This is a genomic window from Thalassotalea insulae, from assembly GCF_030161395.1.
GTDB lineage: Bacteria > Pseudomonadota > Gammaproteobacteria > Enterobacterales > Alteromonadaceae > Thalassotalea_E > Thalassotalea_E insulae.
In genome coordinates this window covers 3,803,146-3,816,411 of record NZ_BSST01000001.1, presented here as the reverse complement: position 1 = coordinate 3,816,411, position 13,266 = coordinate 3,803,146, and the positions used below count along the sequence as shown (strand labels likewise).

At 40.1% G+C, this 13,266-nt stretch carries 9 protein-coding genes and 1 rRNA gene; 3 read left to right on the top strand and 7 right to left on the bottom strand.

What is annotated here, in order from left to right; translation table 11 throughout:
• Positions 1-19: 19 nt before the first annotated feature.
• Positions 20-1,560: ribosomal RNA gene (locus tag QQK06_RS17100) — 16S ribosomal RNA — on the bottom strand.
• Between the two features lie 636 nt (positions 1,561-2,196).
• Positions 2,197-3,036 (bottom strand): CDP-diacylglycerol--serine O-phosphatidyltransferase, encoded by an 840-nt coding sequence (pssA, locus tag QQK06_RS17095; protein WP_284246014.1) that lies wholly within the window; start codon positions 3,034-3,036, stop codon positions 2,197-2,199.
• A 191-nt stretch (positions 3,037-3,227) separates the two neighbouring features.
• Here pssA and QQK06_RS17090 point away from each other — a divergent pair, with 191 nt between their 5' ends.
• On the top strand, positions 3,228-3,647 hold the full coding sequence (locus tag QQK06_RS17090; protein ID WP_284246013.1) for a DUF4124 domain-containing protein: 420 nt from the start codon (positions 3,228-3,230) through the stop codon (positions 3,645-3,647).
• A gap of 25 nt (positions 3,648-3,672) precedes the next feature.
• Here QQK06_RS17090 and clpB read toward each other — a convergent pair whose 3' ends face one another.
• From clpB to rluD, 4 genes are all read right to left on the bottom strand, one after another.
• Positions 3,673-6,252: an ATP-dependent chaperone ClpB gene (gene clpB, locus QQK06_RS17085; RefSeq protein WP_284246012.1), complete on the bottom strand. Its 2,580-nt coding sequence runs from the start codon at positions 6,250-6,252 to the stop codon at positions 3,673-3,675.
• Between the two features lie 85 nt (positions 6,253-6,337).
• Positions 6,338-7,150 (bottom strand): hypothetical protein, encoded by an 813-nt coding sequence (locus QQK06_RS17080; protein WP_284246011.1) that lies wholly within the window; start codon positions 7,148-7,150, stop codon positions 6,338-6,340.
• Positions 7,151-7,179: 29 nt separating this feature from the next.
• Positions 7,180-7,941: a peptidoglycan editing factor PgeF gene (pgeF, locus tag QQK06_RS17075; protein WP_284246010.1), complete on the bottom strand. Its 762-nt coding sequence runs from the start codon at positions 7,939-7,941 to the stop codon at positions 7,180-7,182.
• The gene (rluD, locus tag QQK06_RS17070; protein WP_284246009.1) at positions 7,922-8,896 is read right to left on the bottom strand and encodes a 23S rRNA pseudouridine(1911/1915/1917) synthase RluD; all 975 of its coding nucleotides are present in this window, start codon (positions 8,894-8,896) and stop codon (positions 7,922-7,924) included. The genes pgeF and rluD overlap by 20 nt, the downstream gene beginning before the upstream one ends.
• A 152-nt stretch (positions 8,897-9,048) precedes the next feature.
• On the opposite strand from rluD, the gene QQK06_RS17065 reads away from it, so the two are divergent.
• Both QQK06_RS17065 and QQK06_RS17060 read left to right on the top strand, forming a co-directional pair.
• Complete coding sequence (locus tag QQK06_RS17065; RefSeq protein ID WP_284246008.1) at positions 9,049-9,813, top strand: outer membrane protein assembly factor BamD; 765 nt, start codon at positions 9,049-9,051, stop codon at positions 9,811-9,813.
• A gap of 160 nt (positions 9,814-9,973) precedes the next feature.
• Positions 9,974-10,768, top strand: a complete 795-nt coding sequence (locus QQK06_RS17060) for a substrate-binding periplasmic protein (protein ID WP_284246007.1) — start codon at positions 9,974-9,976, stop codon at positions 10,766-10,768.
• 100 nt (positions 10,769-10,868) lie between these two features.
• Here QQK06_RS17060 and pnp read toward each other — a convergent pair whose 3' ends face one another.
• Positions 10,869-13,001: a polyribonucleotide nucleotidyltransferase gene (gene pnp / locus QQK06_RS17055; RefSeq protein ID WP_284246006.1), complete on the bottom strand. Its 2,133-nt coding sequence runs from the start codon at positions 12,999-13,001 to the stop codon at positions 10,869-10,871.
• Between the last annotated feature and the right edge of the window lie 265 nt (positions 13,002-13,266).

The window sequence follows — 13,266 nt, the reverse complement described above, 5'->3', positions numbered from 1 at the left end:
CAAGTTAATTCGTTCAAGATAAGGAGGTGATCCAACCCCAGGTTCCCCTAGGGTTACCTTGTTACGACTTCACCCCAGTCATGAAACACAAAGTGGTAATCGCCCTCCCGAAGGTTAGACTAACTACTTCTTTTGCATCCCACTCCCATGGTGTGACGGGCGGTGTGTACAAGGCCCGGGAACGTATTCACCGCAACATTCTGATTTGCGATTACTAGCGATTCCGACTTCATGGAGTCGAGTTGCAGACTCCAATCCGGACTACGACGTACTTTAAGTGATTCGCTCCACCTCGCGGTCTTGCAGCACTCTGTATACGCCATTGTAGCACGTGTGTAGCCCATCCCGTAAGGGCCATGATGACTTGACGTCGTCCCCACCTTCCTCCGGTTTATCACCGGCAGTCTCCTTAAAGTTCCCGCCATTACGCGCTGGCAAATAAGGATAGGGGTTGCGCTCGTTGCGGGACTTAACCCAACATTTCACAACACGAGCTGACGACAGCCATGCAGCACCTGTCTCAGCGTTCCCGAAGGCACTAATCTATCTCTAGAAAATTCGCTGGATGTCAAGGGATGGTAAGGTTCTTCGCGTTGCATCGAATTAAACCACATGCTCCACCGCTTGTGCGGGCCCCCGTCAATTCATTTGAGTTTTAACCTTGCGGCCGTACTCCCCAGGCGGTCAACTTAGCGCGTTAGCTACGCTACCCACGTTTCAAGAACACAGACAGCTAGTTGACATCGTTTACGGCGTGGACTACCAGGGTATCTAATCCTGTTTGCTCCCCACGCTTTCGTGCCTCAGCGTCAGTATTTGTCCAGGTGGCCGCCTTCGCCACTGATGTTCCTTCCAATCTCTACGCATTTCACCGCTACACTGGAAATTCCACCACCCTCTACAATACTCTAGTTAGCCAGTTTCAAATGCAGTTCCGAGGTTGAGCCCCGGGATTTCACATCTGACTTAACTAACCGCCTACGCACGCTTTACGCCCAGTAATTCCGATTAACGCTCGCACCCTCCGTATTACCGCGGCTGCTGGCACGGAGTTAGCCGGTGCTTCTTCTGTCGCTAACGTCACAGTGCAAAGGTATTAACCTTACACCTTTCCTCACGACTGAAAGTGCTTTACAACCCGAAGGCCTTCTTCACACACGCGGCATGGCTGCATCAGGGTTTCCCCCATTGTGCAATATTCCCCACTGCTGCCTCCCGTAGGAGTCTGGGCCGTGTCTCAGTCCCAGTGTGGCTGATCATCCTCTCAAACCAGCTAGAGATCGTCGCCATGGTAGGCCATTACCCCACCATCTAGCTAATCTCACTTGGGCTAATCTAAAGGCAAGAGGCCCGAAGGTCCCCCTCTTTGGTCCGTAGACATTATGCGGTATTAGCAGTCGTTTCCAACTGTTGTCCCCCACCTTAAGGCATATTCCCAAGCATTACTCACCCGTCCGCCGCTCGACGCCGAAGTACAAGTACTTCTCGTTTCCGCTCGACTTGCATGTGTTAAGCCTGCCGCCAGCGTTCAATCTGAGCCATGATCAAACTCTTCAATTAAAAAATCGTTTGTGAGAGACAAGCTCTCGACTCAATGAATTCTGTACAAATAAAACTTACTTACTACCCGAAGGTAATAATTGTTTTGTATGAACATCTTCACTGAGATTATTGTTGCTACCTAAGTAGCTGTCGAATCAATCTCATGTGAGTGCTCACACAAATTGCATGATAACTAATTGTTAAAGAACGTTATCTTTTCTATATAAAGAAGAGATAACTGAAGTTAAATCGCATTCGTTTAACTCCGACACTTCGATTTGGCTAGAAGCCTTGCCCGAAGCGAGATGCGCATTCTACGCAACTCAGTTTTGATGTCAACAAGTTTTTGAAAATTTCTTTAGCTTTTTCGCCGCAGCACTTTTTCTTAACTTAACTGACCCGTTTACCTATCAAATTCGATAACTAAACTTATCAAAACACTCCTCTGGGCTGTCCCTGAGAAGTGGATGCGCATTTTAGGGATTTTTGCGACCACGTCAACAGTTAATTTCACTTTTTTTGAAATAATCGTCTGGATGCTTAAAAATAGTACAAAGGTGATGTTTTTTCCAATAACAAAAACAAAAAAAGTCCGAATAACGGACTTTTTCTTAATAACTATATAGCTGCAACACTAACCAGTGATAAATGAGACTAGCTACCTTTTGAATTTTTAGCATCCTTTATATTATCTTCGGTATTGGTGGATTGATCATTTGACGACTTAAATTCTGCATCTTGATCATCACCAACGACATGCTCAAGTTTTAGTTTTTTAACACTACGAATAGTAGTCACTGGTCCTGAAGCAGCATAAAGAATAAAAATAGCACTTAATAATTCAGCAGGGCTTGCCGCTACAACAACAAAGACTAAAACGATAAGTAACACAACAATAAAATTTACTTTGCCCTTCCAGTCAACATCTTTAAAGCTGTTATACCTAAAGTTACTCACCATCAACAATCCTGTCACTATTGTGATAATGCCAAATACTAAGCCTAAATCTTGACCATTGACCTGGTATTCTGTGCCAAGCCAAACCAGACTTGCAATAACCGCCGCGGCTGCGGGACTCGCTAAGCCTTGAAAATAACGTTTATCAGCGACACCTACTTGTGTATTAAAACGTGCTAAACGAAGCGCAGCTGCGGCAACAAAAACAAAAGCAGCAAGCCAACCAAATTTCCCCATGCCGGATAATGCCCAATTATAAGCCACTAAGCCAGGGGCAATACCGAATGAAACCATATCGGCCATACTGTCATACTCTGCGCCAAACTCACTTTGGGTATTTGTCATTCGCGCAACACGACCATCAAGGCCGTCAAATATCATCGCAACAAAGATTGCTATTGCTGCCGCCTCAAAATGACCATTCATCGACGATACAACAGCAAAAAAACCAGAAAAAAGCCCCGCCGTGGTTAGTAAATTGGGTAATAAATATATTCCCTTAGTTGGCGTTGTAGGTAAATTATCTCTATTTGGCATAAAATCTAAAATTTAAGTAACTGGTAAAATGGCGCTAATTTATCATAGTTCACGTCAGATAACATACTCTTACCAAACAAAGCGCAGGAAAATATGGTTAAAATTTGTAAACTGGCAATTGAGTTGTTATATATTCATTATAGAGACTTGCTTAAAATGTCTTTAAGCAGCGAATGTTCAGGCATCAGTTTATGCAAAAATATAGCGCAATTAAAAATGTTGGATTCCTTCTACTCTGTGTTTCGGGAATGTCGTTTGCTGACAATTTCACTGTATATCGTTGGGTTGATAAAAATAACGTTGTCCATTTTAGCCAAAATCAGCCTAGTCATGATAACTATACCGAATTAACCTTATCTAACCTTGAAAAAAAACCAGAAAAAGACACTGTCGCTGAAAAGACACAAGATCAACAACAAACAACACAAGAAGATCAAACAGACTTAAATAATAAATGCCAGGAAGCTAAAACTAATCTCAATACACTCAAAGGATTTGATAATATTCAATACACTGATAGCAATGGTGCGGCAAAAGTACTATCTGAAGTGGAAAAATCTCAACAAATTGCCATTAATGAGAAATATGTAGAAGTTTATTGCGAGCAATAAACTTCTATCACACTTTTATTCCCAATTAATTGTCAGCACTAAACACTAAATTATCGCCTTCTACATCGATCACTATTCTACTGCCAGAGATAAACTCATTTGCCAATATTTTTTGTGCTAATGGGTTCTCTATTCCTTGCTGAATTGAACGTTTTAATGGTCTTGCACCAAATAAAGGGTCAAAGCCAGCCTGTGCAATTAATGCAAGGGCTTGCTCAGTCACTGACAAATCAATATCTCTATCTGCTAAACGTTTTGCCAAATCATCTATTTGAATGCCAGCAATTTGTTTAATTTGCTCAGACAATAAAGGATGAAAAACAACTGATTCATCTACACGATTGATAAATTCAGGCTTGAAATGCTGACTTAATTCCGCCATCACCTGATTTTTCATCGCTTCGTAGTGACTATCATCCCCGAAGCTTTGAATAATATCCGAACCAATATTTGACGTCATGATCACTACTGTATTTTTAAAATCTACTGTGCGACCTTGTCCATCTGTTAAACGACCATCATCTAATACTTGCAATAAAATATTAAAAACATCAGGATGTGCTTTCTCTATTTCATCTAGCAGTATCACTGAATACGGCTTACGTCTTACCGCTTCCGTTAAATAGCCCCCTTCTTCATAACCGACATAGCCGGGAGGAGCTCCTACTAAACGGGCTACGGAATGCTTTTCCATAAATTCAGACATATCAACACGAATTAAAGCATCTTCGGTATCAAATAAAAAGCTTGCCAACGCCTTGGTTAATTCTGTCTTACCCACCCCTGTCGGGCCTAAGAATAAAAACGAACCTATAGGTTGATTGGGATCAGCCAATCCGGCGCGTGAACGTCTTATCGCATTTGAAACCGAAAGCACAGCTTCCGATTGACCGATAACACGTTGATGCAATTCATCTTCCATCCGCAGTAATTTATCTCTATCTTCTTCCAACATTTTAGCTACAGGAATACCCGTTGAACGACTTAACACATCGGCTATTTCGACATCCGTAACTTTATTTCTCAATAAACTCATTTCTTGCATTTCAGCCTGAGTTGCTAAATCTAACTGCTTTTCCAAGTCAGGTATACGGCTATATTGCAATTCTGCCATGCGATTTAAATCACCGTTTCTTCGCGCAGCATCAAGCTCTATTCGTGCGTGATCTAGATCTTCTTTAATGGCTTGAGTGCCATGAATAGCGGCTTTTTCTGAGGTCCATACTTCATCCAACTCATCAAATTGACGTTGGTAGTCAGATAACTGCTCATTAATCAATGTCAGTCGCTTACTCGAAGCATCATCCGTTTCATCTTCCATCGACTTTTGCTCAAGCTTTAACTGAATGATTTTACGTTCCAGTTTATCTAGCTCTTCAGGCTTAGAGTCCATTTGCAGGCGAATACTCGATGCAGACTCATCAATTAAATCAATAGCTTTATCTGGTAATTGACGATCACTAATGTAACGATGGGATAAAGTTGCTGCCGCTACAATCGCCGGATCAGTTATTTCAACATTGTGATGTAATTCATAACGCTCTTTTAAGCCGCGCAAAATAGCGATGGTGTCTTCTACACTTGGCTCATCCACTAACACTTTTTGAAAACGGCGCTCAAGTGCAGCGTCTTTTTCGATATATTGTCGGTATTCATCTAAAGTCGTTGCACCTACGCAATGTAAATCACCACGCGCTAATGCTGGTTTAAGCATATTACCTGCATCCATAGCGCCATCTGTTTTTCCTGCGCCGACCATAGTGTGCAACTCATCAATAAATAAAATAACTTGCCCTTCTTCTTTAGCAAGTTCGTTTAAAACTGCTTTTAATCTTTCTTCAAATTCTCCGCGATATTTTGCCCCTGCGACCAAGGTTCCCATATCGAGCGACAAGACGCGCTTATTTTTTAACCCCTCAGGCACTTCATGATCAACAATACGTTGTGCTAAACCTTCAACAATTGCTGTTTTACCTACCCCAGGTTGACCTATTAATACTGGATTGTTTTTTGTTCGGCGTTGTAATACTTGAATGGTACGGCGAATTTCATCATCTCGGCCGATAACGGGATCTAATTTACCTTCTTCTGCTCTAGCTGTAACATCAACAGTAAATTTATCTAATGCTTGACGGACATCTTCAGCATTTTGGTCATTTACATTTTGACCACCTCTTATATGCATAATAGCATCTTTGATCCGAGTTTCAGTTGCACCTAATGATTTTAAGATTTGTCCCAGCTTACCTTTATCTTGTAATGCCGCTAATATAAAAATCTCGGAGGAGATAAATTTATCCCCTTCTTTCTGGGCATATTTATCACATAGGTTCAGTAAATTACCTAAAGAATTTGAAAGCTGAACTTCTCCGCCAGTACCGCTCACCTGTGCAAACGACTCTATCAGCTGTTCAAGTTGGGACCTTAAAGAATAGATATCAACTCCGGCACTTTTCAGCAAAGGTAAAGTGCTGGCGTTGTTTTGATTTAATAATGCCAGCATTAAATGTGCTGGCTCTATAAATTGGTGATCTTTACCTAATGCTATCGATTGCGCATCAGAAATGGCGACTTGAAAGGTTTGGGTGAAACGGTCTAAACGCATAAGTTTTTTCTCCTACAGCCATATTACTGGACTTACGATTAATCTCACTTATAAAACTATGGGCTTTTACAAAAAATTCAAGCAATTAATAATCACATGCTTGATACTCATCAAGTATTTGTGATGCAATTTCCCCCAATCTAGCCTGTGTTGAATTATCGAGTTTTATTTTGTCACTATAAGGTAAGGCATCCGCCAACTCCCCTGTGATCACCTGATAAAAAACTAATGCTGTAAAAACGCTACCTGCATATGCGGCATGATTACCATCAGGGGCATGTAAGGTTAAATCTGGTAACTGTGATAACACCTCATTCCAACCTAAACCAACTGGCGCAACACAGGATTGCTGATTATTTTTAATCGATAAATGAATATCATGAACATATTGCGCTTCCCATGTACTCCCCCGTTGAGGGTGTTCCGGAAATAAAATTGGGGTAATACCACGCTGCTTAATTAAATATATCCATTTTTCAGCTTCTCTTGTTGAATAAAGCACAGATTTACTTTGTGAGTATTTCTGTCCTTGTAACACCACATGGCTCCAATTCTTTCGTTCAATTTCTTCTAAAGTTACACCATCATTAATTCTGTTATCTAAATAATTGTAATTTGACAAACGCTCAACAGAGACTTTCGCATTAGGCTTACCAAGTTTAATAAATCGCTCTATCAAAGCCGGTAAATCATTTGATGCAACATGACTATTGCCGATTAGTAATACTTGATATGAAGAAACTACAGTATTATCAGGAATTGCTAAGTTTTCATCCGGCGATTGATCAATAACAATCGTTTCACTAGTTTTTTTGCTATTGTCGGATGAACTCGAAGAACCGCAATTGATCAACAACAGCGATAAGAAAGACAGACAAGCAAGTTTCCACAGTTTCATAACATTCCCTATATTTTGATTATTTATTGTTAGTTAATGCAAATAAGCGAAGCCATACGGCCCGTTTGAGGTGCTTTTCGATATGAATAATATCGATGGTTATTACTAAAGGTACAGTAATGATCATTAATGATAGTTTCAACACCGCAATCAAATAACATTTGTATCGAAATGTAAGGTAAATCTGCTAGCCATTTATCATCAGTCACCTGAGTAAAGGCCTTGACGTAAGTTTCAGATATCGAAATAAAAGCTTCTTTAACTTCTGCTCCTACTTCAAACGCTTCTTTTCCAATGCATGGACCTAGCCAGGCAACTATTTCCTTGTTGTCGGTTTGCATCATTTCCAGTGTATGTTTAATAATGCCAGCGGCCAACGGACGCCAACCACCGTGAATAGCGGCAATTTCATCGCCATCTTTACTGGCAAGTAAAATTGGCAAACAATCAGCAGTCATAATGGCCAGTGCTAACTTCGGTGTTTGCGTAATAATCGCATCAGCAACCAAAGGCTTGTCACTTACTATTGAGATTTTTTCAACATATGCGCCATGTACTTGTTCAAGCCACTGAATGTTAGCTTTGGCTGGTAAATAAGATAATAATTGTGAGCGATTATTTAATACTTGTTGAGGATCATCTCCCACATGCAAACCAAGATTAAACGCGTCATAAGGTGCTACGCTTGCCTTTCCTTTGTTAGGCGACAACCGAGTCGTTTGAAATGCCTGAATATTATCTACAGGCAAATCAATATTATCAAAGGCTTGATTAATACTCTGCCTGAGCATTAAGTTTAGTATCTTCGCGCAAGATATTAGTGAGTTGCACCATATCTTCTGGTATTTCTGCGTGCCACGTCATCTGCTCGCCAGTTATTGGGTGAAACAGAGACAACATTGTGGCGTGCAATGCCTGACGTTTAAATGATTTCAATACTTCACGTAATTCTGATGTCGCATTTTTTGGCGGACGTGGACGACCACCATAAACCGGATCGCCGACGAGTGGATGAGTAATATGTGCCATATGAACGCGAATTTGATGAGTACGTCCTGTTTCCAATCTTAAACGTAAGCGAGTATGTAATCTGAACTTTTCCATGACTCGATAATGAGTCACAGAAGGACGTCCAGACGTAGTCACTGCCATATGAGTACGCTTTGTTGCATGACGACCTATAGGTTCGTCCACCACGCCACCTGCTGTCATCAAACCATTGGCAATCGCTTCGTATTCGCGGGTAATTTCTCTTGCCTGTAATGACTCTACTAAATTAGTTTGCGCCGCAATAGTTTTAGCAACCACCATTAATCCTGTTGTATCCTTATCTAAGCGATGAACAATCCCTGCCCTCGGTACAACAGCTATATCAGGGCAATGATGTAATAAAGCATTTAATACTGTACCATCAGGATTACCAGCCCCCGGGTGAACCACTAGGCCGGCTGGTTTATTGATAACAAGAATATCATCATCTTCATACACGATATTAAGTGGAATATTTTGCGCTTCAAAACGCTCTTCTGCTTCTACTTCAGTTTCAATGACGATAGTTTCACCACCAAACATTTTCTCACGTGCTTTGGTTAATACTTCCCCATTAACAGATACATGACCAGCTAATATCCATTCTTTTAATCGAGAGCGCGAATATTCGGGGAACATTTCCGCTAAGCTTTGGTCGAATCGCTTACCTAAACAGGTTTGAGGGACTATATCTTGGTGTTGAATAATTTCAGCCATTAAATTCTCTATTAATTAGCACTGTGCAAGGTTTGTTTGCTAGGTTAGAATGCTTATATGTATTTTACCTGTTTGACAGCGCAATTACATTAAGTAAATAAAAACAAGTAAACAATTTATTTTAACAATTATAAGTAGTGATACCCAAGTCTATGGACAAACTGACATTTAAAACTTTATTTTTAACACTTCTTCTTACTCTAGTAGGTTGCTCGTCTTCTAACGATACTGAAGTAGATAAGATACCCGACAAATCGGCTCAAGCACTATTTGCAGATGCTCGCGAAGCGTTAGATGGTGGCTTATATAAAAAAGCGATTCAAATATTATCCGCCATAGACTCGCGTTATCCGTTCGGCCCTATTTCGCATCAAGTACAGTTAGACTTAATCTACAGCTATTATAAAAGTGGTGATTCGGCACAAGGTATCGCATTAGCCGAACGTTTTCTACGTTTAAATCCTAACCATGCCAACATTGATTATGTCTATTACATGCGTGCATTGATGCACTTATCAACCGAAGAGAATATGTTCCAAGATTTGCTTGGCATTGACCGTGCTGACAGAGACCCAACAGCGGCACGTGAAGCTTTTAACGATTTTAAAACCATTTTGACGAATTACCCTGAAAGTAAATATGCCGCTGACGCGAGAAAACGCATGATAGGCATTAAATCTCGTTTAGCTAAATATGAGTTATCTGTTGCACGCTTTTATTTAAAACGTGAAGCGTACGCTTCTGCAGCTAACCGTGGCAGATATATTGTGGAATACTACAACCCAAGTGAGGCAGTAGAACAAGCATTAGAAATTATGATCGAGTGTTATGATAAAATGGGGTTAGAAGACTTAAAAAGTAATGCGAAACAGGTCTTAGCAGCAAACTATCCTAACAACCCATTAATCGATGGTTAGTTAAGTTGCAATAATTAAAAACTAATAAATTCTAAAGGCGCTCAGGCGCCTTTTTTATTAAATTTTTTTGTCACGCTTAGTTTTGTTTACAATGTTCTATGGTTACACAAGATTCCCTAGGTTAGATTAATTGCAGGAAATCGTTATACTTTTATCTATTATGAAGTATTTAATACATGTATTAATCTTATTTTATTTGTTGCCTCTTTCTGTTTTTGCAAACACAAAGGGGATAATAAGTAACGACGTTACTAAAAGTAATAAAACGACCTTAACTGTCGCAATAGCTGAGGGAGGGTATTACCCGTTTTATTATAAAGAAAAAGATACTCTAAAAGGCTTATCGGTAGATATCATAAATTATATTAAAGTGAACTCTCACTTTGATTTTAACTTTATTACCTTGCAATGGCCTAGAGCACTTGATCTTGTTGCACGCGGTAAGGTTGACCTGATACTTACCTTATTTAAAACGCCTAAACGCAAACAGATTTACTATTTTATCGAACCTAGTTATGGTAGTGAAATTAATCAACTATTTAGTTTAACAGATACTGATATTGATTTTACCGGTCAGCTAACGCAACTCGCTCCTTATGCAATTGGCACACTTAGAGAGTATTCCTATGGAAAAGCTTTCGATCAAGCGCAGTATTTAAAAAAACGCCCAGCATTAACCGAAGAGGTATTATTAAAACTATTATTGAATAAACAAATCGATATGCTGATCGGCAATCCGTTCAAGTTTAGTCGCTTAATAAACCATGAACAGCTAAATACTAAAGTGAGAGCAATAATGCCATATGTCGCAATGACTCCAGTATATATGGTGTTAACCAAAGAAAGGAAAGATTCACACACAATTAAACAAACTTTAGAGCAACTCATCCAACAACTAAAATCGACACCTAGTTATCAAGAACTATTGGATAAATACCAGCTAAACTTCAAATAGCAAACTTAATCAGTATTACTATTTTCTTACAAACACAGCCATAAAAAAACCAGCGCCTAAACGCTGGTTTTTTACAAGACTAATGTGCTAAATAAGAATATTATTCAGCTGTATCCGCTTCTGGCGCAGGAGCTGCTTGTTCAGCTGGCTTTTCAGCCGCTTCTTTCATGCTTAAACGAACACGGCCTTGACGGTCAACTTCTAATACTTTCACTGTCACTTCCTGACCTTCAGAAAGTACGTCGCTTACTGCATTAACGCGTTCATCTGAAATTTGTGAAATATGTACTAAACCATCTTTACCTGGTAATACATTAACAAAGGCACCAAAGTCAACGATACGAACAACTTTACCGGTATAAACCGTACCAACTTCAATTTCAGCGGTTAGTGCTTTAATGCGGTTAATCGCATCTTCAGCTTGCAGGCCATCGGTTGCAGCAATTTTTACTGTACCATCATCTTCAATTTCGATAGTAGTACCAGTTTCTTCAGTAAGTTGACGAATAGTCGCCCCACCTTTACCGATAACATCACGAATTTTATCTGCATTGATTTTTAAGGTATGAATACGCGGAGCAAATTGTGAAATATCATCACGTGCTGAATTAATCGCAGAATCCATGACAGATAAAATATGAGTACGTGCTGCTTTTGCTTGGTTCAAAGCAATTTGCATGATTTCTTGCGTGATACCTTCAATTTTAATGTCCATTTGTAGTGCGGTAATACCTTCAGTAGTACCCGCCACTTTAAAGTCCATATCACCTAAGTGATCTTCATCACCTAAGATGTCAGAAAGTACAACAAAGTCATCACCTTCTTTAACAAGACCCATGGCAATACCAGCAACAGAAGACTTAATTGGTACACCTGCATCCATTAACGCTAATGATGTACCACAAACAGAAGCCATTGAAGACGAACCATTTGATTCTGTGATTTCAGATACGACACGAACGGCATACGGAAATTCTTCAGCAGAAGGCATCACGGCTAACATACCGCGTTTTGCTAAACGACCATGACCAATTTCACGACGCTTAGGTGAACCAACAAAACCTGTTTCACCAACACAATATGGAGGGAAGTTATAGTGCAACATAAAGTTGTCAGTTTTCTCACCCATAATAGTATCAAGACGCTGAGCATCACGTTGTGTACCTAAAGTAGCCGTAACAAGTGCTTGGGTTTCACCACGAGTAAATACCGCGCTACCATGAGTACGAGGTAATACACCGGTCATCACATCTAATGCACGGATCATTTCAGGATCACGGCCATCAATACGTGGTGAGCCCTGTGTAATACGGCCACGAACGACTTGCTTCTCCAAATCATGGAATAAGTCTTTCGCTTCTTGCACATTAAGTTCCGCATCTGCTTCTTCTAGTTGTGCAATAACAGCATTACGAATTTCAGCAATTTTTTCATAACGCGCTGCTTTTTCAGTAATTTGATATGCTTCATTAACTTGTTCTGTCGCTAGTTCTGCAATTTTAGCGACTAAATCCGCATTTTTCTCTGGAGCCGTCCATTCCCAAGCAGGAGTAGCAACTTCAGCAGCGAACTCTTTAATCGCTGTAATAGCAGTTTGCATTTGCTCATGGCCGTATACAACAGCACCAAGCATGACTTCTTCAGATAAAACGTCGGCTTCAGATTCCACCATTAATACGGCAGAATCAGTACCTGAAACCACTAAATCTAATTGAGAAGTTTCTAACTCAGATTGTAACGGGTTAAGCACGTATTTACCGTCTGCATAACCAACACGCGCTGCACCAACCGGACCACTAAATGGCACGCCTGAAATAGCAAGTGCCGCTGAAGTACCTAATAAAGAAATAATATCTGGTGAGATTTCTGGGTTAGCAGAAACAACGGTGATAATAACCTGTACTTCGTTAGTAAACCCTTCTGGGAATAACGGACGAATTGGACGGTCAATTAAACGGGCGATTAAAGTTTCTTCTTCTGAAGGACGACCTTCACGTTTGAAGAAACCACCTGGAATTTTACCAGCCGCGTATGTACGCTCTTGATAGTTAACAGTTAATGGGAAGAAGTCTTGACCTTCAACCGCTTCTTTTTTACCTACTACTGAGACTAATACTGAGGTATCGTCCATGCTCGCCATAACAGCAGCCGTTGCTTGACGTGCGATAGCACCAGTTTCAAGCGTTACAGTATGCTTACCGAACTCAAATGTTTTTGTTACTGGATTGAACATAAAATCTGTTCCTTTAATTTCTGATTTATTCTTTATCCAATCTGTACAATTATTTACTCACTAAACCGCTAATCTATTAAAAACACATAACAATTAGCACATTTACAATAGGTAAATAATTATACAGTTTGGACCATTCATAATATGCTGCCAAATTGCAGCACGCACATTATACTGACCCTAAGCTTGATTGCTAGGTTTTATCAGTAATTAAACAAGGAAAAGTTAATTGTATATCCACAGAAAGTAACGAAGCACGAAAATA